This is a genomic window from Rathayibacter sp. AY1D9 (genome assembly GCF_002932395.1).
In the GTDB taxonomy this organism is placed as follows: domain Bacteria; phylum Actinomycetota; class Actinomycetes; order Actinomycetales; family Microbacteriaceae; genus Rathayibacter.
The window spans coordinates 1-21,961 of sequence record NZ_PSVQ01000049.1; the positions used below are offsets into that span (position 1 = coordinate 1).

Genomic DNA, 21,961 nt, shown 5'->3' on the forward strand with positions numbered 1-21,961 from the left:
CACTCCTCGTCCGGGACCGGCTGCACGCAGGCCTCCACGAGGCGCAGGACGGGATCGAGGGGGTGCTCCTCGCCGACGGCGGTGACTCTCCTGTCGGCGGTGACTCTCCTGTCTGTGGTGTCGCTCCCGCCGAGACCGACGCCTCCCGCGGCGACGCCGGCAGCCTCTCCGCCGACCGCGTCGCCCCTCACGACGCCGCCGCCGACCTGCTGGCGACCGTTCTCCACCTCGCCTGCATGCTCCGCGGCGATCCCGCATGGTGGCAGGAGGCGCTCGCCGTCGGCGAGGAGCACCCCCTCGATCCCGTCCTGCGCCTCGTGGAGGCCTGCGTGCAGCCGGTCCCGGACGAGGAGTGGGAGCGTCGCCTGCGGCTCGCCGAGGACTCCGCGGTCACGGGCGACCCGTGGAAGACGGTCGCGCTGCACCTCGCCTGGTCGCTGCTCGAGGTCTCGGACGAGCGCCGCGACCGCCTCGCCGGGCTCCTCGACGGCGGGGAGGAGGCGGACGGCCTACGCGGCGCCCTCGCCCTCCTCCGCCGCGGCACCACCGCACTCGACGGCGGTCGCCTCGACGACGCCTCGGCCGACCTCGACCGCGCCGCCGCCCGCGCCGACGACCTGCCCGCCGTGCGCGCGCTGATCGACGCGACTCGCGCCCGGGTCCACGCCGTGCAGGGCGACCGGGCACGCACCCTCGAGTGCGCCGAGCGCGCGACGGCCTGGGCGCTGCGGCACGGAGCGGCGTCGGTCGCGCGCGCCGCCGATCACGCCCTGTGCTCGCTCGACCTCGGCGGCGGCCGTTTCGAGGAGGCGCACGCCCGCTCCTCCTCCCGCGCCGGCGGCGATCCGCTGGAGCTCCTCGACGCCGCCGAGGCCGCCTCGCGCCTCCGCCTGCCCGAGCACTGCGCCGAGCTGGCGACGGCCGCGGCGGACCTCGCCGCGCGGCCCCTCGCTCCCCGCGGGCGGATGCTCGCCCTCGCGGCGACCGCGGTCCTCGATCAGACCGGCGGCGCGGGCGCCCTCTTCGAGCGCTCCCTCGACCCGGCCTCCGAGGAGTGGCCGTTCGAGCGGGCGCGCGTCCAGCTCTGCCACGGCGAGTGGCTGCGCCGCCGGATGCGCCCGCTGGAGGCGCGCACCCGGTTCCGCCAGGCCGCCGCGGGATTCGCCGCGGTGGGGGCCGAGCTCTGGCTCGCCCGCGCCCAGCACGAGCTGCGGGCGGCGGGCGGAGCGGGGGAGGCGCCGGTCGCCGCCGACCTCAGCGAGCAGGAGCGGCGCGTGGTCTCCCTGGCCGCCGCCGGCCTGTCGAACAAGCAGATCGCCCAGCAGCTCTTCGTCTCGCCCCGCACCGTCAGCGGGCACCTGTACCGGATCTTCCCCAAGCTCGGGGTGACCTCGCGGGCCGGGCTCCGCGACGCGCTCCTCCGCCTCGAGGACGCCCGGAGCGCGTGACGGAGCCGCAGGATCGAGTCATCCGACCTGGTGCCTGCCGCCGCGGGAGGCGCATGCTGAGCGCATGACGTCGCAGCAGATGATCGACCCCTCCGTCCCGCCGAGCGGCCCCGGCTGCGTCGAGTGCGAGCAGTCCGGCTCGTGGTGGCTGCACCTGCGCCGCTGCGCGCTCTGCGGGCACATCGGCTGCTGCGACGACTCGCTGAACCGCCACGCGACGGCCCACTACCACTCGACCGGCCACGCGGTCATCCGCAGCTTCGAGCCCGGCGAGGACTGGTTCTGGGACTACCGGACCGACGACTACGCCGACGGCCCCGCCCTGGCCGACCCGCAGAGCCACCCGGCGAGCCAGACCACCCCGGGGCCGAAGGACCGCGTGCCGCGCGACTGGCAGTACCTCCTCGCCGAGCGCGCCGAGCGCGGCTGAGCCGCGCGCCTCCGCGAGAGCGCAGGACTTTCGCGAGAGTCCAGGAGTTGTCGCACTCGGCATCGACTGCGACAACTCCTGGACAGTCGCCGGCCGCCGGCTCCCTGCGCACGTCCGCAGGCGGCGTGCAGCCAGAAGTCGCCGTGCTCGCGACCGACCACGGCGACTTCTGGATGGTCGCGGCGGCCCGCCGAGGAGCGATCGCCACGAGAGTCCAGGAGTTGTCGCACTGGGCGTCGACTGCGACAACTCTCGAGCAGCCGCGGCCGTCGGAGCCGCCGACACCCAACGCTTGTCCACAGGCGGCGAGTAGCCAGGAGTCGCCGTGCTCGCGACCGACCACGGCGACTGCTGAATGTTCGCGGCGGCCCGCCGACGAGCGATCGCCACGAGAGTCCAGGAGTTGTCGCACTGGGCGTCGACTGCGACAACTCTCGAGCAGTCGCGGGAGCAGTCGCGGGAGCAGGTCGGAGCCAGCTGACCAGCCGGCGGCCGACGCCGCGCCTGAACGACGCCCGTCAGCTCCGGACCCCGCCCGCCGGCCGGACCCCGCCCCGTCACCCCCTCTCGACACCGTCCAGCGCCTCCGCCTCGGCGATCCGCAGCCGCATCTGCCGGTAGCGGTGGAACTGGTACACCCCGTGCAGCACGGCGAGGACGACGGCGGCCGCCATCCCGCACGCGATCGCGGGGACCTCGTCCGCGCCGCTCTGCGTCAGCGCGAGCGCGACTCCGGCGCCCGCCACGATCGAGTTGACCACCGCGATCGCCGAGGACATCGTGAAGAAGATGCCCCGCCAGCTCTGCCGCCGGCCGATCTCGAGCAGCTCGTTCGGCGCGTGTCGGCCGCGCGGCACCGCGAAGTAGGCGCCCGCGCCCGGCAGCAGGGTTCCGTAGTAGCGGCGGATGCGCTGGATGGCCGTCAGCGCGGCGATGTCCTCCATCGAGGTCTGCACCAGCCGCTCGTAGGTGAACACCCCCAGCAGCACGACGACCGGGATGATCACCGCGAGGAACCCCATCGCGTACCGGGTCGGGGCGAGGAAGCCGAAGGCCACGAGCGAGCTGGAGAGCATCGTCAGGTAGAGCGAGGCGCGGCTGCTCGACTCCGTCACGGTGATCCCGCGCGCCGACTCCAGCACGAAGTGCTCGGTCAGCAGGGCGTTGAGGAACGCGGCCGGCCGGTCCGGGAGCGACGCGGCGGAGACGGCGGCCTCGGGCAGCGCGGGCGTGCGGGGAGAGTCCTCCTCGTCGAGGCGGTCGCCCGGCTCCGGATTCACGGCCGCACCTCTCGCGGGGCCGCCCCGCGGCGTCCGCTCTTCGAGTCATCCGACTCGCGCACCGGCTCCACCCGCGCGCCTACCGTCGGACGCGACGCCGAGCACCGCCACCGGGGCGCGTGCGCAGACACCGAAGGGCCGTTCATGATCGACACCCGCCACCTCCACTCGAACCAGCGAGACACCCTCGAGCGGCTGCTCGAGGACTCGCCGAGCCACAACGTCCTCTGGGCGGACGTGCTGACGCTGCTCGAGGCCGTCGGCACCGTCCACGAGAAGCACGACGGCGCCTTCTCGGTGACGGTCGGCTCGACGACCGAGACCCTCCACCGGCCGCACCACAAGGACGTGGACGAGCAGCAGCTCGTCGACCTGCGCCGCCTGCTCCGCGGAGCGGGGTACGGCGCATGAGCGCCGGGACGCCCGCCGACCTCACCGGGTCGGCCGCCGAGCGCCTCCGCCGGCTGGACGCGCTCGACGCGGGTGCGCTGACCGAGGAGTGGCTGCTGCGCCAGCTGCGCCTCGCGCTCGGGGATCTCGCCGCGCTCGAGCCGGCCGCCGAGGCCGAGCAGGAGCGGCGCGAGGACTTCTGATGCGGCGGGCGGCCGTCCGGGGTGCACGCGGCCGGCACCCGGACGGCCGCCGGCCCGCACCCCGCAGCGCCGCCCCGCTCCGCCGCTCATCGCCCGGCCGCCGCGCTGCGGGCGCGCAGCAGCACGCCGGCCGTCGCGGTCGCCGCCAGCACGAGCGCCGCGAACACCGTCAGCACCGTCGTCGCGGCGACGAGGTTGAGCGCCGCTCCCGCCGCCAGTGCGGGCACCGCGAGCCCCGTGTACGCGACCAGGAACACCACCGCCAGGGTCTCGCCCCGGCGGGCGGGATCCGCGAGGGCGACCGCCGTGCCGATCGAGCCCTTGAAGAGCAGCCCCACCCCGAAGCCCGAGACGACGGCCCCGGCGAGGAACACTCCCAGCTGCGGAGCGATCGCTCCGGCCGCGACCGCCGCCAGCCCGACCGCGCAGCCCGCCACCGCGATCGAGAGCTGCAGGCGTATCCCCACCTTCACGAGCAGCAGCTGGCCGAGGGCCGCGGAGGCGAACACGGCGAAGGACGTCGCGCCGGCCAGCAGGTGGTCGCGCACCTGGAAGGTCTGCACCAGGAACGTCGGTGCGAGCGAGGTGAAGAGGCCGAGGACGGAGAAGGCCGAGAACGCTCCGAACGCCGCGAGCAGGAACGCCCGGCGCGCGTCCGCCGGCACCGAGAGCCGCTGCGGCCGGTAGGGGGCGCCGTCTCCGGCACGTCGACCGTCTCGGGCACGAGGAGCAGCGCCAGGCCCGCCACGAGCAGCGCGACCAGGAACACCTGGTGCGGCAGGAGGAGCGGATCGGGCAGGAACTCGGCGAAGACCCCTCCGAGCAGCGGGCCCAGCGAGAGTCCGCCGAGGTTCACCGCGCCCGAGATCGACGCGGCGACGATCGTGTTCTCGTCCGGCCGGGCGCGGGCGCGCAGCTCGCCGAGGTGCGCGGTGGCGGTGGCGGTGAGCATCCCGATGCTGACGCCGTTGACGAAGCGGGCGACGATCAGCCCCGGCACCTCCGTCGTCAGCGAGAAGAGCACGGCCGAGATCGCCGAGACGAGCACCGCGATCAGCAGCACTCGGCGGCGGCCGAGCCAGTCGCTGACGTGACCGGCGAGGTACAGGCTCACGATCACTCCGACCGCGTAGGCGGCGAAGACGACCGTGATCACGAACGGCGGGAAGCCGTCGAGCTGCTGGTAGAGCGGGTAGAGGGGTGTCGGCACCGTCGAGTACGCCATCACGAGCAGGAAGGTCGCGGCGACGATCCAGAAGCCGACGCCGTGGCGCACCGTCGGCAGCCGGCGGCTCACGAGGTCTCCTGCAGGTGGCGGTGGGCGAAGGTGACGGCCATCGCGCCCTCGCCGACGGCGGAGGCGACGCGCTTGACCGAGCTGCGGCGCACGTCCCCCGCGGCGAAGGAGCCGGGGACGCTGGTCTCGAGGTAGAACGGCGCCCGCTCGAGCGGCCAGTCGCGAGCCGCGTGCTCGCCGGCGAGGTCAGGTCCCGTCACGAGGTAGCCGCCGGAGTCGCGGACGATCGCGGTCTCCGCCGCCCACGTGGTGTCCGGCTCGCCGCCGATGCAGACGAAGAGGTGGGAGGTGGCCAGCGCCCCGTGCGCGCCGGTCGCCGAGTTCTCGACCTCGATCGACTCGAGGGCGTCGGCGCCGTGCAGGCGGGTGACGCGCGAGTCGAGCAGGATCGTCACGTTCGGCTGCCGGACGACGCGCTCCGCGAGGTAGGAGGAGAGGCTGTCGGCCAGATCCGGGCCGCGGACCAGCATGGTCACGTGTCGCGCGTGCGCCGAGAGGTTCATCACGGCCTGCCCGGCCGAGTTGCCGCCTCCGACGACCACGACGTCCTCGCCCTCGCAGAGCGGCGCCTCGCTCGTGCCGGCACCGTAGTAGAGGCCGACGCCGAGCAGCTCGTCCTCGCGCTCGAGGCCGAGCCGGCGCCACTGGATGCCCGTGGCGCAGATGTTGGTGCGGGCGACGACGGTCGTCCCGTCGGCGAGCAGCGCGTGGATCCGGTCGTCGGCGAAGCGCCCGCCGATCCCCTCGCGCATCCGCAGCAGCTCGGCGCCGAAGGAGACGGCCTGCTGCCGCGCGCGCTCGGCCAGATCGGCTCCCGCGATCCCGTGCGGGAAGCCGAGGTAGTTCTCGATCAGGCTGCTGGAGCCGGCCTGCCCGCCGATCGCCGAGCGCTCGAGGACCACGACCTTCAGCCCCTCCGAGGCGGCGTACACGGCGGCCGAGAGCCCGGCCGGGCCGGCTCCGTAGATGGAGAGGTCGTACTCCGCGAGCCGCGGCGAGCCCACCCAGCCGAGCCGGGCCGCGACCTCGGCGAGCGTCGGATCGGAGGCGCGGCTGCCGTCCGGGAACACCACGAGGGGGAGCGACGCGGTGGCGAGCGGATGCCCCGCGACGGCGAGGCACTGCTCGTCCGTGTCGATCGGCGTCCACGAGAACGAGACGACGCTGCGCGAGAGGAGGTCGCGGATCTCCCACGCGTCGCGGCTCTCGCGCCGCCCGTAGAGGCGGACCTGCGGGAGGTCCCCGGGCACAATCACGAGGCACGCCGCCGCTCGAGCCCGTCGCGGAACTTCATCAGCTTGAGGCAGAGGTGCAGCGTGCTGCGGGCGAGGCCGTCGTCGAGCGCGTCCCGGACCGCCTCGGGCAGGTTGTCGAGACGGTAGTAGAGCGTGGTGCGGTGGATGTGGAGGAGCCCGCACGCCTCCCGCACGCTGCCGCGCACGTCGAGGTAGGCCTCCACGGTCCGCCGCTGCACCTCGTCGCCCCGCTCGAGCAGCGTCGCCGCGGCCGGCGAGAGCATGGCGAGCTGCGAGCTGTCCGCCCCGATCGAGGCGAGGAGCACCCAGGCCCCGAGCTCGGCGATGTCGGCCCGGCCACGGCCGTCGGGCAGGGAGCCGACGATGGTCGCCGCGAGAGCGGCCCGCTCGGCAGTCGGCAGGAGGTCGTCGTCGCGGACGTCGAAGCGCGCCGAGCCGATCGCGTCGACGGCCGTGCCGCGGCCGCGCGCCTCCGCCCGCAGGACGTCGTCCGCCTCCGCGGCGGCCTCGGGCGCCTCCACGCTCACGAAGAACAGCACGCCCTCCTGGTCGCCGAGGAACGTCAGGCCGGAGGCGGCGCTCGCGTCGATCCGCCGCGCCAGCGCCGTCCGCTGCAGGGAGCCGGTCGGGCCGGTCAGCCGCACCGCGCGGACCACGGTCTGGGCGTCCCGGCGCAGCCAGCGGCGCTCGACCGCCTCGGCGAAGGAGGCGCGCCGGGTGCCGCCGTCGCCCGACAGGAGCGCCGCGAGGACGTCCGCGCGCCGGGAGCTGCCGCCCGCCCGCGTCGAGGGGCCGAGGAGGCGGCGGATCGCTCCGACGGCCGCGTCGATGAGCGAGTACTCGGCCGGAGTGAGCGGTGCGGGCCGCTCCCGGGGGAGGAGGAGGGTCGCGAGCCGGCCCCGCGGATCCTGGACGGGGAACACCCCGTCGCGGGGCGCCTCCTCGCGCGCGCGCGTCGCCACCAGTACCCGGCTCGAGGCGTCCTCGATCGTCACCGGGCGGTCGAGAGCCTGGGCGAGCTCGTCGGCGAGGTCCTGCAGAGTCATCGGCGGGGATCCGTGTGGGGGGCCATGCCGTGATCCTCGCGGAGGGAGCCCTCCCGAAGCGTGGCCCTTCCAGGCCCACCTTCCGCGTCGGATCCGCTGCCGGCCGCGATGAGACGCTCAGCCTCCGCTGCCGGAGCGGTCCCCGGGGAACCCGTCCGCGAGGAGGCGGTCGAGGACGTCCGGCCAGTCGAGCAGGACGCCGATGTGGCCTCGACCGGGCCGGATCGTGAGCTCCGCGGCCGGGTGGAGGCGGCGGATCCGCTCCGCGTGCGCGACCGGGACCACCCTGTCCGCGGCGCCGTGGAGGAGGAGGACCGGCGCCGCCAGGCGCGAGAGGTCGACTCCCCAGGGCATGACGAGAGCGAGGTCGTCGTCGACGCTCCCGCCCTGTTCGAGCTCCGAGGCGCGTCCGGCCTCTGCGCCGAGCGCCGTCAGCGGGCCGTCGAGGGCCGAGTAGTCGTCACCGGTGAACTGCTCCGGATCGAAGCGGGCCGTCTCCTCCCACTCCTCGCGCGCAGCCCGGCCGTCGCGCGCGCTGCGGAGAGCGCCCGGATCCTGCATGCCGTCGAACCACGCTCCGTCGTCACTGAAGGGCGCCGGGCTGCCGAACGTCGCGACGCCCAGGACGCGATCACCTCCGAGAGCCCCGGCGGCCAGTGCGTGCGGGCCGCCGCCGGAGTAGCCCGTCACCACGAAGCGCTTGATCCCGAGCAGGTCGGCGACGCGGAGCACATCGGCGGCCGCGTCCGCGATGCTCCGTCCGGGAGTGCGCATCGAGCCGCCGAAGCCGGGACGGGCGACGGAGACGAGCCGGATGCCGCGCGCCGCAGCGGCGTCGACGTGGGGAGCGAGGAGTGCGCCGGTGTGCGGTGTCCCTCCGCACCAGACGACGACAGCGCGGGGGGCTCGAGTGCCGAGGAAGTCGTGGGCGACGAGCGTGCGCGAGTCGACGCGGAACTCGTGCCGGGACGTAGCGGCGCGTCCGGTCATGGAGGAACGGTAGCCGCAAGTCGAGGGCAGTGCTCGTCGCCCGGCCCGACCGGGATGCGACGTCTCGTCGTAGGGTCGACGGGAGGGTCGGTGGACCCTCGGACGGGAGGGGTCCGCATGTCGATCGACGAGGTGTCCGACGGGATCGAGACCGCCGCCGCGCTGCCGCACGTGCGCTCCGGCTTCTCCGGCGCGACACCGTACGGGATCGCGCAGCGCTTCGCCGCGGGGGAGCTGACGCGGGAGCAGGCCGTCGACGAGCTCGGCCGCTGGCGCTACCGGTCCGGATCGCCGAGCGACGGCTTCGACTGGACGACCCTCGACCCGGGGGAGTTCGAGGAGGTCTGCCGGGCCCTGTCCGATGGTCTGCTCGACGCCGCGATGTACGACGAGATCCTCGACCGGTACAGCGGGCAGGGCTCCTCCGGCGAGAGCGCGGCGTCCGCGGAGGAGAGCGCATGAGCGCCGGCCCCCTGGACCTCGCCTTCACCGCTCCGATCGGCGTCACCGTCAAGGGCGACCTCTGGTCGTGCGTCGAGGTGCCCGGCTCCGTCGAGCTGCTCGGCACAGGGAGGTCCGTGAAGGTGGTCGCCACCGTCGACGGCGAGCCGGTGACCGCGGGCCTGCTGCCGACCGGCGCCGGCGGTCACATGCTGTCGATCAGCGCGAAGCTGCGGAAGACGATCGGCAAGGACCTCGGCGACATCGTCACCGTCCACCTGACCGAGCGCCTGAGCTGAGCACTGGCGGTTGGCCAGGGCCCGCGTGCGGATGGTCGACTCGACGGATGCGGAATCGAGTCCTGTTCGTCGTCGGGGTCACAGCGATGTTCGTCGCGCTGGTGCTGAGGCTGGTGTGGCCGGCCGGTGAATTCGCCTCCGGCTTCTCGCTCGCCCTGCAGCTGAGCGGCATCCTGCTCCTCCTGGTCTACGGGGTGAAGCACTTCACGGGGCGGCCGCGCCGGAGCTGAGCGGCTCATCCCAATCGGGGGTGTAGGAGTTGGGGTCTGAAGCCGCCGGTCTCGAGCAGGCTTCGGGCGATGTGGTTGGTCAGGTTGCGGAACCCGAGTGCGGAGCCGCGCAGGTGTTCGAGCCGTCCGTTGAGCGCCTCGGTCGGCCCGTTGCTGGTGCCGGGTCGTTCGAAGTAGGCGAGCACGTCAGCGGCTCGCTTCTTCAGGGTCCGGCCCAGGGTGGTGAGCTCGGTGAGCACCTTGGGGACGCCGGCGCTGAGGTCGGTGATCAGCTTCTCCATGAGCTCGCGGCCACGTTGCCCTTCCTCGTGGCGATAGGCGGCGATCATGCGCTGGTAGACACCCCAGGTCGCCTCGACCTCGACGTGAGCGTCATCAACGAACAGCGCGCGTAGCCTGTCGCTCTGCTTGTCGGTGAGCAGGTCCGCGCCGGTGTGCAGACCGAGGCCGTCGAGTCGAGCGAAGGCGGTCAGGTCAGGGCGGCCGAAGCCGGCCGGCGGGGTAGCGTCGGACACGTCGAGGTCTTTCGGATGGATGGCGTAGAAACCTCCGTCGTCGGGAGACCTCGACGTCTATCTGCGGACCGACGCGCCCGGCCGACCTACACCGTCATCTGAGAAGACCCCTGAAACGTCTTCGCCGACGACGGGGCCGGCGAGGAGGAGGGCGCGGTGAGTTGAAAGAATGGAGCTTGCTCGGCTTCGACGCCGCCGCAAGCTCCGGTGAAACGGTCGGTACTGGTCGGTCGTCGTCGGTCACCACCGGATGGCGGCGTCCTCCACGCTCGGCGTTTGCGCAGGTCAGCGGCTCGTTCGCCCAGTGGGCGCATCAAGCGTTAGACGCAAAGCCGACGTGATGAGGTCGTCCGTTCGATTCCGACAGGCGGCTCCGGCGAACCGTTCTGGTGGTCGCGCGATGCGCTGGCCTCACGGCTCTGCCCGACACCGACGTCGCTCTCCTCTGCGACGGACCCCTCGCCGGCTGAGCGCTCGCGGCCGGCATCCTGTCCGTGTGCCGATAGGTCTCGCACCGCTCGGCAACGCAGCGTGGCGTTGCGTCGCGACCTGGCGACGGCTCGGCGGGGCGCGATCGTCTCGTGCGTTGGCGGACTACGGGAGCTTGGACGCGAGGACGTCGGCCGCCAGGATCTCGGGTGCTGCGCCGAGGAGGTGCTGGTTGGCCATCAGGGCTGCGACGATGGCGCCGTTGGCGTGGGCGTCGCGAGCGGCTTCGTCGGGGAATGCATCGAAGATCCAGAAGGTGTCGGCGTGGGTCCTGACCGCGAACCAGACAATCGTTCCTACTTCTTCGTTGGCGAGTGCGACAGCGCCGGCGAGCAGATCGGCGACCGCGTCGTGCTGTCCATCGGCCGCGACGATCTTGGCGACGAAGGCGTACGGAAGTGATGCGGGTGTGGACATGAGGGACTCTCCTTGACGTCGGGGTTCTTCGTGGGACGAGTTCAGCGTATGACGAGCGAGGGCCGGTGGGGAGTGGCGTATACGGCAGTATTGCTATTGTTTACGTCATGCGTATCGGACTGATCGCGATCGACGGCTGCTTCGGTTCGGCTATCGCGTCGATCATCGACATCGTGCGGGTGGCCGACGGAGCCCGCGGCGATGTCGACCCGCGGATCGACCCGATCGAACTCGCCATCCTCGGACCGAAACGGCGAGTGACCACGACGGCATCGATGACCCTGTCGGTGGACCACCCGCTGTCGGAGTCCGGAGAGTTCGACGTGGTCGTCGTCCCTGCGCTTGGAACCCTTACGGCCGCCGCTACCAACGACGTCCTCCAGAGCCGAGATGCTCGTTCGGTCATCGCCTCGCTCGGGCGCCTCGACGAGGCGACCACCCGGATCGCCGCGGCGTGCACCGGCGTGTTCGCTGTCGCCGAGACCGGACGGATGCATCATCGGAGGGCGACGACCAGCTGGTTCCTGGGGCCGGAGTTCCTGAAGCGCTATCCGACCGTCGCCCTCGATCTCGACACCATGGTCGTGGTCGACGGGAACCTCGTCACCGCCGGCGCCGCGTTCGCCCACATCGACCTCGCGCTCTCACTCGTGCGATCGATCAGCCCCGACCTGGCCCAACATGTCGCCAAGCTCCTCATCATCGACGAGCGTCCGTCTCAGGCGGCCTTCGTCGCCTACGAACATCTCCGGCACGAGGACCCGATCGTCGTCGAGTTCGAACGCTTCGTGCGCGCCCGCCTGGACGAACCGTTCAACGTCGCCTTCGTCGCGCAGTCGCTCGGCACCAGCCGGCGCACCCTCGAACGACGAGTCCGTGCGGCGCTCAACCTCACTCCGCTCGGCTTCGTCCAACGGCTTCGCATCGAACGAGCTCGGCACCTCTCAGCAACCACGGACTTCACCTCCGCCGAGATCGCGCTACGGGTCGGCTACGCGAATGCCGAGACTCTGCGCTCCCTCCTGCGCAGGGAGCGACGCCGTTCCTGACCTATCGCCATGCCTGTAGCCGGTGTCCTAGCGCTCGACTGGAACCACCTCTCAGCACGTCGCGTCGACGCTCCTGCGTCGCCCCTGGACGACCCACTCGACACGCCCGCAGCACAGGTCATGTGACGTGTCCCGGCTTCCCGGACGGTCGGGGTTGGGTGGCTGTGATGTCGCTGCGTTCTCGTCGAGGGGGTCAGCAGACTCGATCAGGTTCGACTGGGATGAGACGCGAAGGCGGTCAGGTCAGGGCGGCCGAAGCCGGCCGGCGGGGTAGCGTCGGTCACGTCGAGGTCTTTCGGACGGATGGCGTAGGAACCTCCGTCGTCGGGAGACCTCGACGTCTATCTGCGGACCGACGCTCCCGGCCGACCTACACCCTCATCTGGGAAGAGCCAGCTGAGCTCCGGAATCGGAGGAAGACCCGTGAGCGGAGCGGAGGAGCCGGCCTTGGCGGATCCGGAGCCGGAGGTCCACCGGGCGCTCGCGCGGTGGGCGGCGGAGTGCGCGGAGCGCGCCCTCCCCGCGTTCGAGGAGTGGGACCCGGACAATGCCCGCCCCCGGCGCGCGCTCGACGTCCTCCTCGCCTGGGGGCGGGGCGAGGCTCCGATGACCGAGTGCCGCACGGCGGCCTTCACGGCGCACGTCGCAGCCCGCGCCGCGACGCAGGCGGGCGAGCGGGCCGCCACCGCTGCCGCGCGGGCGGCCGGGCAGGCCGCAGCCGTCGCGCACACGGTCGATCACTGCTCGCACGCCGCCGTGGAGAGCAGCGCGCAGCCTCGGGCCTTCACGCGAAGGAGCGCGCAACGGATCGTCGCTCTCACTGAATCCGCCCGCTGCGCGGATGCTCTCCCAGCGATCTTCTCGCGTCGTTGAACGTCCGCGACTGCTGTGTCGTGTCCTCGGTGGGACCACCTCGGCCCCCGCACTACAGGAGGCATCATGCTCAAGCGAATCGCGACCACTGTGACGACTGCGGCGTTCGCCGCCGTCCTTCTCGCCGGATGCTCGACGGCCGCCGGCTCGGCCGCCTCGTCGGAAGCGCCGGCCGACAGCCCCTCCGCCACCGCGATGGCCTCCGCCACCGCGACCGCCTCCGCTGAGACGGCGGCTCTCACGACGGCGTCCTCGCCGCTGGGCGAGATCATCACGGACGAGGCCGGCTACACCGTCTACACGTTCATGAAGGACACGCAGAACTCGGGCAGCAGCAGCTGCTACGACGAGTGCGCCACGACCTGGCCGGCCGTGACGGCGTCCAGCACGACCGCCGCGGACGGGATCACCGGAGAGGTCGGCTCGATCACGCGCACCGACGGGACGACCCAGCTGACCGTCGACGGATGGCCGGTCTACCGGTTCGCGAAGGACACCGCGCCGGGCCAGGTCAACGGGCAGGGTGTGAAGGACGCCTGGTACGTCCTCCTCCCTGACGGCACGATGAACAAGGAAGCCGCGGCCATGAGCACCGCCACCCCGGCGTCCTGATGCGACGGCGACCCGTCCCCGCGCAGCGAAGCGCATCGTCGGGCCGGGTCGCCGGTTCTCGACAGGCATGGACGGAAGGGATGACCGGCAGTGATCGCAGCAACCGTGATGAGGGAGCGCACCGTGGCGCTTCGAGGCGGTGAGCGTTGTGCCCCGCCCCGTCGATGAGCTCCTGGCGGCGCTGTACGAGAGTCACGGCCCGGCCTTGCGGCGCTTCGTGCAGAACCTCACTCGGAACGCGGCGCTGACGGAGGACGTCGTGCAGGAGACGATGGTCCGGGCCTGGCAGCGCCCGCAGGTCCTCGAACGCGACGCCGACGCCGCTCGCGCGTGGCTGTTCACCGTCGCCCGCAATCTCGTCATCGACGACGCCCGATCCGCTCGGAGCCGACGCGAGGTGCCGGCGAAGGACGAGGACGGCGGCGGCGCCGTCCCCGATCGCACCGACGCGGTCCTGGACAGCATCCTGGTCGCCGACGCTCTCGCATCGCTGTCGGTGGAGCATCGTCAGATCGTGGTGGACGCGTACTTCCTCGGACACACCGTCCCCGAGATCGCCCGCCGGCACTCCATCCCCGAGGGAACAGCGAAATCTCGATTGCACTACGGACTGCGCGGACTGCGACTGGCTCTGCAGGAAAGGGGCGTCACCCGATGAACGACCACCACGGAAGCTCTGCGACGGAGGACGAGTACCGCGACTGGGACGCGTCCTACGTCCTCGGCGCTCTCCCCGCAGATCAGCGACTCGAGTACGAGCAGCACCTCAGCGGCTGCGCGGCCTGCCGCGCGGCCGTGGCAGAGCTGGCAGGACTGCCCGGCATCGTCGGCCGCCTCTCCGTCGAGGACGCTCTCGCCATCAGCGCATCGGACGACGGCGAGGAGGCGCCGCCGTCGATGGTGACGCTGCCCGCCATCGCCCACCGTGTCCGGACGCGCCGACGTCGGCGCCGGCTGGTGACGTCCCTCGCCGTCGCGGCCGCCGTCACCGCCTCCGTCTTCGGAGGTGTCGCTCTCGGCACGGGCATCGCGGGCGCTCCCGTGGCGAGCGAGGCGACCCTCGAACCGATGGACCCGATCGCGGCCGATCCCGCTCTCGCTGCGGACATCCAGGTCGAGGGGAAGCCGTGGGGCACCCGGCTGGAGTGGAGCTGCACCTACAGTGGTGATGCGCCCGCCGACGCGGAGTACGAACTCGTGATCACCCGCACAGACGGCAGCACGATCACCGTCGCCACCTGGACGGCGGCCGGGCGGCGCGCCGTCGACCTGGCGGCGTCCACGGGCGTCGCCCGGTCGGAGATCACCGGCGTCGACATCAGGGTCCGCGGCACGAACTCCCCCCTCGTCCGCACCGACACCTGAGACACCGCCCACCCGCAGGAGACACCGACACTGCCCGCGGTGCCGCGGGCACCGGACAGGAGCAGACCATGAGCACCGAGACCACGCCGCTGCACATCACCCGCGAGGGCCCGAGAAGCTTCATCGGCCGCAACGCGCGAGGAGCCGAGGTCCGCATCGGCGGGTCGGACGCCGACGGCGTGTTCTCGCCCGGCGAGCTGCTGCACCTCGCCCTCGCCGCCTGCGGCATGCTCTCCTCGGACCACATCCTCGCCAGCCGGCTCGGAGCCGACTTCGAAGCGACCACCGACATCACCGCGACCAAGCCCGAGGGTGAGGACCGCTACGACTCGATCGCCGCCGTGATCCGCGCCGACCTGTCGGCGCTCGATCCCGAGCGGATCGCCTCACTGTCCGAGCGCACCCACCGGGCGGTCGACCGCCAGTGCACCGTCGGCCACACGCTCGAGCACGGCGCGGCGTACACCGTCGACGTCGTGGACGACCATGCCGTTCCCGTCAGCGGTTCGAGGACGGGGGCCGTCTGAGATCAACACCTCATCGGTCACGGCGACCGGTGACGACCGAGACGCGGACGTCTCCCTTCAGTGCCGTCAGTCTGCGACTCGCCGACCGGATCCGAGACGATTCGCGAGGCGGAGCGCGTTCACGGAGCGGAGGTGCTGGTCGGCGCGGTGACGCCCGTTGGCCGGTGAGGGGTGCGGTGCCGCGAGGACGGGGACGACACGGGGATCATCGTGCAGGGTCAGATAGCGCATGACCCCGTCGAGCGCCACGGTCCCGTAGGTGACGACGGCTTCGAGCGCGGGCAGCAGCTCCAGCAGCTCACCGAGCGCGAGCCGGCCCTGCTCGATGTCCGCGGGGCGGACGCGGCCAGGGATCTCCCACGGGATGAGGTTCCACCGGACGTAGTGGTCGCGGGAGAGTCCGGACTCGATGCGGGCCGCCCGGAACGCGGCGGCGGTGGGCCCGAGGTTGTCTTCGCTGCAGACGGCAGCGGATCCCGCGGCGATCGTCCGAGGGCCGGGTGACTGCATCAGCACCAGGACGCGACTGGCGGTGCCGCCGGAGCGGGGATCGAAGCCCGGAACGAAGCGTCCGGTCGCGTCCGCGGTACTCCGCCAGGTCTCGGCGAGGGCGTTCAGGGTTCGGACATCCACGATGCTCCTCGATCCCGGTCAGGCCGGCCGCGGTGGTGCGAGCAGGGTGCCGCGGATCACGGAACCGTGGAACGTGCGGGCGGCGACGATGATCCACGCGGCGATCAGGCCGACGTAGTAGAGCACGGCGAGGCCGGCGACGACCGTGAGACCGGAGTGCAGGGCGAGGCCGTTCAGTCCGGTGACGCAGGTGCCGACGGGGAACGTGAACGACCACCACGTCAGACTAAACGGCAGGTGCTCCTTCGCGGTGCGGAGGGTGATCGCGAGGGCGATGACGGTCCAGAGCAGCGCGAAGCCGAGCATCGCGAAGCCGTACACCAGAGCCACGACCAGCAGCGCACGCGCCATGCCGGCGTCCACGACGGTGGGCGCGTTCGAGGCGAGCAGATTCACAGCGGTGATCGACTGTCCGACCGGACCGAGGACGATCCACAGCGTCGGCACCATCCCCGCCGCTCCTACCTTGTGCTGCGCGAGCCGGTTCCAGATCAGGGTGATCACCACCAGCGACGCGACCAGGCTGAGGCCGAAGAAGCCGTAGCAGGACCACAGGAGCGTCTCCCGCGCTTGCCCGGCGGGCGCGTACGGCAGCAGCAATGCGCCGGTGGAAGCGGACACCATCGGCGGAACGATCGGCATCAGCCAGCCGCCGAACGCCGAATCGGGCTTGTTCTCATGCCGGGTGAACGCGAGGTAGGGCACCAGGACCGCCGTCACCAGCCCGCCGAGAGTCCCCGCGGTCCAGAGCACCCAGTCGATGGTGACAGCGGCCGGCAGGCCGATCCAGTCCTTGCCGAGGAGGAGGGTTCCCGCGCCGACGGTGAGGAACGCCATGGGAGGCGCGCCGTAGAAGTGCGAGAGGACCGGATTCAGGTGGTGCCTCATCGCTGTAGCGCGGTAGCGGACCCAGTGCAGCCCGGTCGCGACCGTCAGCGCGACGAGCAGCATCGCGGCGATCGCCCAGACGACGGTGGCCCCGGTACGGAGTCCGGGGAACTGGAGTGGCAGGGACGCGGCGGCGACCGCGACGATGCCGGTGCCCATGATCGACGCGAACCAGTTCGGCGTCAGGTTCGACACGATCAGTCCCGGATGCTCCAGCTCCCGGAACAAGCGCCTCGACCGCGGAGGATGCCCGATCGAGGAAGATGCGCGGGCGGGGGAGAAAGTTGTCATGACTCCAGCCTGAGCATCGCCGTCACCAGCCGATACAGCGATCGTGTTGGCGGGGCACAATGAGTGCTTGTGGCGACGCGGCGATTGACGGACCGGATCCTGGATCTCGACACGCTGGAGGTGCTCGAACGCGTCGCCGAGGCGGGCTCGCTCTCCCGCGCTGCCGAAGCCCTCGGCGTCACCCAGCAGGCCGTCTCGGCGCGTCTGCGGGTAGCGGAGCGCGCCATCGGGCAGCCGCTCGTGCGCCGCTCTCCGACCGGGTCCCTGATGACCGACGCGGGCCGGCTCGTGCTCGAGCTGGCCGGCCCGGTCCTCGAGGCGTCCCGCCGCCTCGAGGCGGGCGCGGCGGCACTGCGACAGCCGACCGGCTCACTGGTTCTCGCGGCGTCGCAGACCATCGCCGAACTGCTGCTCCCACGCTGGCTCCTCGAATTCCGACAGCGCACACCCGAGGTGAGTGTGCAGCTGATCGCCGGCAATTCAGCCACGGTCACAGAGCTCGTGCGATCCGGTGCCGCGCAGCTCGGATTCGTCGAGACACCGGCGTCCACGGCCACGCTCTCCTCTGACGTGGTCGCGGAGGACGAACTCGCTGTCGTCGTGGCACCGGACCACCCCTGGGCACGCGCGGCGAGTATCGGCGCCGAGGAGTTGGCCGGGACCGCACTGCTGACGCGAGAGGAAGGCTCCGGCACCCGGACGACCCTCGAAGCATGGCTCCACGACGCCGGGCTCGCGCTCACGACTCCCGCCGCGATCCTGGAGACGACGGCGATCATCCGAGCGAACGCCCGCGCCGGCATCGCGCCCGCCGTCATGAGCATCCTCACCGTCGAAACAGATCTCGCCGCGCGCTCACTGATACGAGTGCCCCTCCGCGGACCAGCACTCGTGCGACCCCTCCGCGCCATCTGGTCCGATCGAATCGGGTCGTCCGCGGCGGCGTTCCTGGAGATCGCACACGAGTTGCGCTGACCGGTGCACGGCTCGTCGCTACGCCGATCACGCCAGCGGCCGTGTCTGCTCGAGCTACAGCGATCTGGTCGATCTGCCCACGGCGGCGCGGACGTCATGTCGCGGTGATGGCGAAGAGCCCGGCGATGCCGACGGTGTAGAGCGCGAGCACGATCAACGAGTCGATTCCCATGCCGGCGATGCGGCGGGTGGGTCGGAAGATCAGTCCGACGATGTAGACGAGGGTGAGCAGGGCGGCGAGAGCGGTGAGGTAGATGTCGGACGAGTTCGCCTGCGGGAGGACTGCGGTGCCGGAGAGGACGGTGGCGACGAGGAACAGGACGGGGAGGAAGGCGTTGCCGCCGAAGATGTCGCTGATGGCGAGGTTGTCGTCGCCCTGCTTGATGGCTTGCAGCCCGGTCGAGATCTCGGGGAGGGAGGTGGCGAGAGCGAGCACGGTGGCTCCGAACAGCACCCTGGAGAGACCGAGCTGCGAGGATGCTGCGTCACCGGCGCGCTCGAGCACGACACCGGCGAGGAGGGTCGCCGCGGCGGAGATCGTGAACACGATGGTCGCCTTGCGTGTGCTCATCGGGTGCGTCTTCTTCTTCGAGGGGGATGCTGTCGCGTCGGGGGCTCGCCCGTCCTCGTGCCAGGGGAGGTGCTTGCCGGAGCGTTGCACGAACAGCAGCCCGACGACCCAGAGGCCGGCGATGAGGACGACGTCCGGGGTCAGGCGCAGCACTTCCAGTCCGGAGGGCAGCTGGCTGCCGGCGATGACGACGGCGAGCACCGCGACGACCACGAGCCCCTCGAGCACGAGTGTGAGGGACGCGGCACGGTAGGTGAGCGGCTTCGCACCCTTTCCGCGCTTGCCGAACAGGTCGAGGACGACGAGGACCACGGTCTGCAGCGCGATGCCGCCGAGGATGTTGCCGACCGCGACGTCCAGGTTCCCGGAGAGCGCGGCGGACACGGTGATCGCGATCTCCGGCAGGTTCGTCGCGACGGCGAGAACGATCAGACCGCCCAGCGCACTCCCCAGGTGCAGGCGCGCGTCCAGAACGTCCGTGGCCTTCGACAACTGGATGCCGGCGACCCACACCACTGCGGCGGCGGCGAGAAAGATGACGACGAGAACAACGAAGGGCAGACCATCCATGCAGTGAGTGAACCGCGCCGACGACGATTCGCGACCCCCTTGCGCCTGAGCTGCTTCTCACCGCCTCGCGCGCGGTGGTCTCCGTGGTGATCGGTTCGACCGCGTGCCATCCTCGACGACACCCCGATCGTCGGGTCGAGCGTGATCCCACCGTTCGTTCCCGAGGCGCGCTTCGTCAGTAGCAGCCGACTCGGGTACGCCGCCGCGTCCGCACGTGTACGCGCGGGCAGCTGGCGGGGACCGGACCCTTGGGAAGGGGCCGGTGTCGCCCGCAGTGCATCTGCGACACTCCACTGGCTCCAGATCCTGCGATCCTCGAGCGGCTTGACCGGATCGTCGGTGACCGTGTCCCGTGGCAGACGCATCAGATGGCCGGTGACGTTGCACACGCTCTGGCGACGCTCGCGGACCGTGTCGATGCGGTCATGATCATTGTCGGCACGAAGGAGCCGTCTCTGCGTCGCACCGTGCAGGAGGTCTTCTCCGGTGCCGTCGGCGCCCGTCTCGCTCACCGTCAGCACCGGCCGGCCCTCATGATCCCCCTCGCCCCGGTCGATGATTCGGAGCCGCTGCCCTGGTCCTGACCGAGGTGCGGGCGTAGGCTGACGGCAGTGGTGATGGATCCCGCCCGAGCGTGAGCTCGAACTGCCGCCGAGGCTGATGGTTCCTACCTTCTCGATCAGAGACCAGGTAGGTGACCCATGCCCGCGCATCCCCCGCTCGTCCTCGTGCGCCACGGTGAGAGCACCGGCAACGCCGACGGTCTCTTCTGCGGCGTCCTCGACGTCCCCCTCACCGACCTCGGACGTGACGAAGCGCGACAGGCCGCGACGCTACTGAGGGACGCATCGATCGACCCCGATCTGATCCTCACGTCGACCCTGCAACGCTCCACCGAATCGGCCCGGATCATCGCCGGCGCCCTTCCAGGGCGGCCGCGGATCGTCGCGGCCCAGTGGCGGCTGAATGAGCGCAACTACGGAGCGCTCACCGGCCTGTCCACAAGCGCCGTCGGAGCCCGGTACGGGGCCGACGCTTTCCTGGAGTGGCGCCGGTCGATGGACGTCCGCCCGCCTGCTCTGTCCGCCGCCGCCTTCGTGCAGCTGCACAGGTCCGCGGCGTTCCGTGGGCAGCCGGCCGAGGCGATGACGGAGACGGAGTCGTTGCGCGACGTCGTCCACCGACTGCAGCCGCTCCTCGAGGAGCGCATCCTGCCCGCCCTCCAGGAGGGCGAGACGGTGCTCATCGTCGGGCACGGCAACTCCCTGCGCGCGCTGCGCGCCCTTCTCGAGGACCTCGGCGATGCCGCGGTCCGCGATCTGAACATCCCGACGGGTCAGCCGTACCTGTACGACACCGGGCCGTCCGGGACACCGATCTCGAGGAGCGGACGCTACCTCGACCCCGCAAGAGCCGACCGGGCGGCGATCACGCTCGCCCACGAAGGAGGAACCTGATGAACGCCTACATCAGCCACACCCGCACCAGCATCCACGGGACGGGCGAGTACGTCACCCACCCCGCCGGACACCCGCTGGTCATCACCGACGTCGCCGCACGGCAGATCCTCGACTCCCGCGGCTTCCCGACCGTCGCTGTCACCCTGCGTCTGGACGACGACACCGTCCTGGACGCCTCCGCCCCCGCGGGCGCCTCGACGGGCGCGTTCGAAGCGGTCGAGCTGCGCGACGGCGGCCCCGCGTTCGGCGGACGCGGAGTCCGCTCCGCTGTCGCGGCCGTCGACGGCGAGATCCGCGCCCTCCTGCTCGATCACCCCTGGACTTCGCTTCGCGAGATCGACGAAGCGCTGCGAGCACTGGATGGAACCGCGAACCTCGCCCGCCTCGGAGCGAACTCCGTCGTCGCCGTCTCCATCGCGGCCGCCCGCGCCTTCGCCGCGCGCACCGGCCTGCCCCTGCACCGGTGGATCGCCGATCACACCGGGGCGACCGCCTCCCTGCCCGTCCCGCACTTCAACGTCATCAACGGTGGCGCGCACGCCGCGAACGGCCTCGACTTCCAAGAGTTCATGATCGCCCCCGTCTCCGCCGGCACCGAGGAGGAGGCCGTGCAGGTCGGCGCCGAGATCTATCACGCCCTCGCCGCCCGCGTCCGCACCGCCTACGGCACCTCCGGGCTCGGCGACGAGGGCGGCTTCGCGCCCCCCATCGACCGGCCCGAAGACGCCCTGGACCTCCTCGTCGCAGCGATCACCGACGCCGGATACCAGCCCGGCACCGGTGACATCGCGATCGCGATGGATCCCGCCGCGAACGGCTTCTTCCACGGCGACGGCCACTACACCGTCGCCGGCACCGATCTCGACCGCGACGCACTCGCCCGCTACTACGAGAAGCTGATCGCCGACTACCCGATCCGCAGCATCGAGGACGGCTTCGCCGAGGACGACCACGAGGGCTGGGCCCTCCTCGCCCACGCCATCAGCGACCGGGTGCAGCCCGTGGGAGACGACCTCTACGTCACCGACGCCGACCGCATCCGCGACGGAGCCCGCAACGGCTACTCCAACGCCGCACTCATCAAGCCCAATCAGATCGGCACCATCACCGGCACCCTCGACGCGATCGCGGCCGCGCACGACGCAGGCATGCGCTGCATGGTCTCCCACCGCTCCGGCGAGACCCTCGACACCTTCATCGCCGACCTCTCGGTGGGAACCGGAGTCGGGCAGATCAAATCCGGCGCCCCCGCGCGCGGCGAGAGGGTCGCGAAGTACAACCGCCTCGTCGACATCGAACACCTCGACCCCACGCTGCACTACGGTCTCACCCACTGACCCGCCCCCTCCCGAAAGGTCCCACTCCCCGTGACTGATGACGGTGGTGCCCCAGGGATAGGCGCCGCCGGTGCGGGCC

General features: G+C 71.7%; 27 protein-coding genes, 2 pseudogenes and 1 riboswitch. Of the genes and pseudogenes, 18 read left to right on the plus strand and 11 right to left on the minus strand.

What is annotated here, in order from left to right; all coding sequences use genetic code 11:
- Both C5C50_RS15210 and C5C50_RS15215 read left to right on the plus strand, forming a co-directional pair.
- On the plus strand, positions 1-1,448 hold a 1,448-nt coding region (locus C5C50_RS15210; protein ID WP_146085917.1), incomplete at its 5' end, for a LuxR C-terminal-related transcriptional regulator.
- A gap of 64 nt (positions 1,449-1,512) precedes the next feature.
- Positions 1,513-1,878, plus strand: coding sequence for a UBP-type zinc finger domain-containing protein (locus C5C50_RS15215; RefSeq protein WP_104227372.1), 366 nt, complete (start codon positions 1,513-1,515; stop codon positions 1,876-1,878).
- A gap of 557 nt (positions 1,879-2,435) precedes the next feature.
- Here the strand turns inward: C5C50_RS15215 and C5C50_RS15220 are convergent.
- Positions 2,436-3,158 (minus strand): hypothetical protein, encoded by a 723-nt coding sequence (locus C5C50_RS15220; RefSeq protein WP_104224776.1) that lies wholly within the window; start codon positions 3,156-3,158, stop codon positions 2,436-2,438.
- A gap of 144 nt (positions 3,159-3,302) precedes the next feature.
- On the opposite strand from C5C50_RS15220, the gene C5C50_RS15225 reads away from it, so the two are divergent.
- Both C5C50_RS15225 and C5C50_RS15230 read left to right on the plus strand, forming a co-directional pair.
- Positions 3,303-3,569 (plus strand): hypothetical protein, encoded by a 267-nt coding sequence (locus C5C50_RS15225; protein WP_104224777.1) that lies wholly within the window; start codon positions 3,303-3,305, stop codon positions 3,567-3,569.
- On the plus strand, positions 3,566-3,751 hold the full coding sequence (locus tag C5C50_RS15230) for a hypothetical protein (RefSeq protein WP_104224778.1): 186 nt from the start codon (positions 3,566-3,568) through the stop codon (positions 3,749-3,751). The genes C5C50_RS15225 and C5C50_RS15230 overlap by 4 nt, the downstream gene beginning before the upstream one ends.
- An 86-nt stretch (positions 3,752-3,837) precedes the next feature.
- Here the strand turns inward: C5C50_RS15230 and C5C50_RS17195 are convergent, their stop codons facing one another.
- The 5 genes from C5C50_RS17195 to C5C50_RS15250 form a co-directional block, all read right to left on the minus strand.
- Entirely contained in the window at positions 3,838-4,314 is a 477-nt protein-coding gene (locus C5C50_RS17195) for a hypothetical protein (RefSeq protein WP_219814114.1), read from the minus strand.
- The gene (locus C5C50_RS17200) at positions 4,221-5,048 is read right to left on the minus strand and encodes an MFS transporter (RefSeq protein ID WP_219814115.1); all 828 of its coding nucleotides are present in this window, start codon (positions 5,046-5,048) and stop codon (positions 4,221-4,223) included. The genes C5C50_RS17195 and C5C50_RS17200 overlap by 94 nt, the downstream gene beginning before the upstream one ends.
- Positions 5,045-6,298, minus strand: coding sequence for an NAD(P)/FAD-dependent oxidoreductase (locus C5C50_RS15240; protein ID WP_104273830.1), 1,254 nt, complete (start codon positions 6,296-6,298; stop codon positions 5,045-5,047). Before C5C50_RS15240 ends, C5C50_RS17200 begins: the two co-directional genes overlap by 4 nt.
- Before the next feature lie 2 nt (positions 6,299-6,300).
- Positions 6,301-7,350: a helix-turn-helix domain-containing protein gene (locus C5C50_RS15245; protein WP_104273831.1), complete on the minus strand. Its 1,050-nt coding sequence runs from the start codon at positions 7,348-7,350 to the stop codon at positions 6,301-6,303.
- Between the two features lie 117 nt (positions 7,351-7,467).
- Positions 7,468-8,340 carry an alpha/beta fold hydrolase gene (locus C5C50_RS15250; protein WP_104273832.1) on the minus strand — a complete coding sequence of 291 codons (873 nt, stop codon included), beginning with the start codon at positions 8,338-8,340 and terminating at the stop codon, positions 7,468-7,470.
- Positions 8,341-8,457: 117 nt separating this feature from the next.
- On the opposite strand from C5C50_RS15250, the gene C5C50_RS15255 reads away from it, so the two are divergent.
- Genes C5C50_RS15255 through C5C50_RS15265 form a run of 3 tightly spaced genes read left to right on the plus strand, consistent with a single transcriptional unit; the run spans position 8,458 to position 9,310 of the window.
- On the plus strand, positions 8,458-8,802 hold the full coding sequence (locus C5C50_RS15255) for a hypothetical protein (protein ID WP_104227436.1): 345 nt from the start codon (positions 8,458-8,460) through the stop codon (positions 8,800-8,802).
- Complete coding sequence (locus tag C5C50_RS15260; protein ID WP_104273833.1) at positions 8,799-9,080, plus strand: DUF1905 domain-containing protein; 282 nt, start codon at positions 8,799-8,801, stop codon at positions 9,078-9,080. Before C5C50_RS15255 ends, C5C50_RS15260 begins: the two co-directional genes overlap by 4 nt.
- A 47-nt stretch (positions 9,081-9,127) precedes the next feature.
- Positions 9,128-9,310: a hypothetical protein gene (locus C5C50_RS15265; protein ID WP_104224784.1), complete on the plus strand. Its 183-nt coding sequence runs from the start codon at positions 9,128-9,130 to the stop codon at positions 9,308-9,310.
- Positions 9,311-9,315: 5 nt separating this feature from the next.
- Here C5C50_RS15265 and C5C50_RS15270 read toward each other — a convergent pair.
- Positions 9,316-9,750, minus strand: a pseudogene (locus C5C50_RS15270) (transposase); the annotation flags it as partial.
- 669 nt (positions 9,751-10,419) lie between these two features.
- The gene (locus tag C5C50_RS15280; RefSeq protein WP_033107114.1) at positions 10,420-10,731 is read right to left on the minus strand and encodes a putative quinol monooxygenase; all 312 of its coding nucleotides are present in this window, start codon (positions 10,729-10,731) and stop codon (positions 10,420-10,422) included.
- 107 nt (positions 10,732-10,838) lie between these two features.
- On the opposite strand from C5C50_RS15280, the gene C5C50_RS15285 reads away from it, so the two are divergent.
- The 6 genes from C5C50_RS15285 (at position 10,839) to C5C50_RS15310 (ending at position 15,157) form a co-directional block, all read left to right on the plus strand.
- Complete coding sequence (locus C5C50_RS15285; protein WP_053548963.1) at positions 10,839-11,780, plus strand: GlxA family transcriptional regulator; 942 nt, start codon at positions 10,839-10,841, stop codon at positions 11,778-11,780.
- A gap of 447 nt (positions 11,781-12,227) precedes the next feature.
- Positions 12,228-12,653, plus strand: coding sequence for a putative immunity protein (locus C5C50_RS16755; protein WP_146085918.1), 426 nt, complete (start codon positions 12,228-12,230; stop codon positions 12,651-12,653).
- Between the two features lie 66 nt (positions 12,654-12,719).
- Entirely contained in the window at positions 12,720-13,265 is a 546-nt protein-coding gene (locus C5C50_RS15295; protein ID WP_104257434.1) for a hypothetical protein, read from the plus strand.
- 148 nt (positions 13,266-13,413) lie between these two features.
- Positions 13,414-13,923 (plus strand): sigma-70 family RNA polymerase sigma factor, encoded by a 510-nt coding sequence (locus tag C5C50_RS15300; protein WP_056865923.1) that lies wholly within the window; start codon positions 13,414-13,416, stop codon positions 13,921-13,923.
- Positions 13,920-14,630, plus strand: coding sequence for an anti-sigma factor (locus C5C50_RS15305; protein ID WP_104257433.1), 711 nt, complete (start codon positions 13,920-13,922; stop codon positions 14,628-14,630). The genes C5C50_RS15300 and C5C50_RS15305 overlap by 4 nt, the downstream gene beginning before the upstream one ends.
- A 68-nt stretch (positions 14,631-14,698) precedes the next feature.
- Complete coding sequence (locus tag C5C50_RS15310) at positions 14,699-15,157, plus strand: OsmC family protein (RefSeq protein WP_104261244.1); 459 nt, start codon at positions 14,699-14,701, stop codon at positions 15,155-15,157.
- Between the two features lie 66 nt (positions 15,158-15,223).
- Here the strand turns inward: C5C50_RS15310 and C5C50_RS15315 are convergent, their stop codons facing one another.
- Positions 15,224-15,790 carry a uracil-DNA glycosylase family protein gene (locus tag C5C50_RS15315; RefSeq protein WP_258062371.1) on the minus strand — a complete coding sequence of 189 codons (567 nt, stop codon included), beginning with the start codon at positions 15,788-15,790 and terminating at the stop codon, positions 15,224-15,226.
- Between the two features lie 18 nt (positions 15,791-15,808).
- The gene (locus C5C50_RS15320; RefSeq protein WP_258067785.1) at positions 15,809-16,873 is read right to left on the minus strand and encodes a TDT family transporter; all 1,065 of its coding nucleotides are present in this window, start codon (positions 16,871-16,873) and stop codon (positions 15,809-15,811) included.
- Positions 16,874-17,038: 165 nt separating this feature from the next.
- Here C5C50_RS15320 and C5C50_RS17395 point away from each other — a divergent pair.
- Positions 17,039-17,242, plus strand: a pseudogene (locus C5C50_RS17395) (LysR family transcriptional regulator); the annotation flags it as partial.
- A 15-nt stretch (positions 17,243-17,257) separates the two neighbouring features.
- Positions 17,258-17,944 carry a LysR substrate-binding domain-containing protein gene (locus tag C5C50_RS15325; protein ID WP_258065240.1) on the plus strand — a complete coding sequence of 229 codons (687 nt, stop codon included), beginning with the start codon at positions 17,258-17,260 and terminating at the stop codon, positions 17,942-17,944.
- Between the two features lie 94 nt (positions 17,945-18,038).
- On the opposite strand, the gene C5C50_RS15330 is transcribed toward C5C50_RS15325, so the two are convergent.
- A complete protein-coding gene (locus C5C50_RS15330; RefSeq protein WP_104273836.1) occupies positions 18,039-19,085 on the minus strand; it encodes a sodium:calcium antiporter in 1,047 nt (348 codons plus the stop codon).
- A gap of 425 nt (positions 19,086-19,510) precedes the next feature.
- Here C5C50_RS15330 and C5C50_RS15335 point away from each other — a divergent pair, with 425 nt between their 5' ends.
- The 3 genes from C5C50_RS15335 (at position 19,511) to eno (ending at position 21,882) form a co-directional block, all read left to right on the plus strand.
- The gene (locus C5C50_RS15335; RefSeq protein WP_181027259.1) at positions 19,511-19,669 is read left to right on the plus strand and encodes a hypothetical protein; all 159 of its coding nucleotides are present in this window, start codon (positions 19,511-19,513) and stop codon (positions 19,667-19,669) included.
- Between the two features lie 20 nt (positions 19,670-19,689).
- Positions 19,690-19,762, plus strand: a riboswitch (Fluoride riboswitch).
- Between the two features lie 24 nt (positions 19,763-19,786).
- The gene (locus tag C5C50_RS15340; protein WP_104273837.1) at positions 19,787-20,542 is read left to right on the plus strand and encodes a 2,3-diphosphoglycerate-dependent phosphoglycerate mutase; all 756 of its coding nucleotides are present in this window, start codon (positions 19,787-19,789) and stop codon (positions 20,540-20,542) included.
- Entirely contained in the window at positions 20,542-21,882 is a 1,341-nt protein-coding gene (eno, locus tag C5C50_RS15345) for a phosphopyruvate hydratase (RefSeq protein ID WP_104273838.1), read from the plus strand. The genes C5C50_RS15340 and eno overlap by 1 nt, the downstream gene beginning before the upstream one ends.
- The last annotated feature ends 79 nt before the right edge of the window (positions 21,883-21,961 follow it).

What these genes read in the sequence shown, in the direction of transcription:
- C5C50_RS15215 (WP_104227372.1), top strand. Translation starts at nt 1,513, where the DNA reads ATGACGTCGCAGCAGATGATCGACCCCTCCGTCCCGCCGAGCGGCCCC.
- C5C50_RS15295 (WP_104257434.1), top strand. Translation starts at nt 12,720, where the DNA reads ATGCTCAAGCGAATCGCGACCACTGTGACGACTGCGGCGTTCGCCGCC.
- C5C50_RS15245 (WP_104273831.1), bottom strand. Translation starts at nt 7,350, where the DNA reads ATGACTCTGCAGGACCTCGCCGACGAGCTCGCCCAGGCTCTCGACCGC.
- C5C50_RS15310 (WP_104261244.1), top strand. Translation starts at nt 14,699, where the DNA reads ATGAGCACCGAGACCACGCCGCTGCACATCACCCGCGAGGGCCCGAGA.
- C5C50_RS15285 (WP_053548963.1), top strand. Translation starts at nt 10,839, where the DNA reads ATGCGTATCGGACTGATCGCGATCGACGGCTGCTTCGGTTCGGCTATC.
- C5C50_RS15230 (WP_104224778.1), top strand. Translation starts at nt 3,566, where the DNA reads ATGAGCGCCGGGACGCCCGCCGACCTCACCGGGTCGGCCGCCGAGCGC.
- C5C50_RS15330 (WP_104273836.1), bottom strand. Translation starts at nt 19,085, where the DNA reads ATGGATGGTCTGCCCTTCGTTGTTCTCGTCGTCATCTTTCTCGCCGCC.
- C5C50_RS15225 (WP_104224777.1), top strand. Translation starts at nt 3,303, where the DNA reads ATGATCGACACCCGCCACCTCCACTCGAACCAGCGAGACACCCTCGAG.
- C5C50_RS15255 (WP_104227436.1), top strand. Translation starts at nt 8,458, where the DNA reads ATGTCGATCGACGAGGTGTCCGACGGGATCGAGACCGCCGCCGCGCTG.
- C5C50_RS15250 (WP_104273832.1), bottom strand. Translation starts at nt 8,340, where the DNA reads ATGACCGGACGCGCCGCTACGTCCCGGCACGAGTTCCGCGTCGACTCG.
- C5C50_RS15265 (WP_104224784.1), top strand. Translation starts at nt 9,128, where the DNA reads ATGCGGAATCGAGTCCTGTTCGTCGTCGGGGTCACAGCGATGTTCGTC.
- C5C50_RS15260 (WP_104273833.1), top strand. Translation starts at nt 8,799, where the DNA reads ATGAGCGCCGGCCCCCTGGACCTCGCCTTCACCGCTCCGATCGGCGTC.
- eno (WP_104273838.1), top strand. Translation starts at nt 20,542, where the DNA reads ATGAACGCCTACATCAGCCACACCCGCACCAGCATCCACGGGACGGGC.
- C5C50_RS15280 (WP_033107114.1), bottom strand. Translation starts at nt 10,731, where the DNA reads ATGTCCACACCCGCATCACTTCCGTACGCCTTCGTCGCCAAGATCGTC.
- C5C50_RS15305 (WP_104257433.1), top strand. Translation starts at nt 13,920, where the DNA reads ATGAACGACCACCACGGAAGCTCTGCGACGGAGGACGAGTACCGCGAC.
- C5C50_RS15340 (WP_104273837.1), top strand. Translation starts at nt 19,787, where the DNA reads ATGCCCGCGCATCCCCCGCTCGTCCTCGTGCGCCACGGTGAGAGCACC.
- C5C50_RS15335 (WP_181027259.1), top strand. Translation starts at nt 19,511, where the DNA reads ATGATCATTGTCGGCACGAAGGAGCCGTCTCTGCGTCGCACCGTGCAG.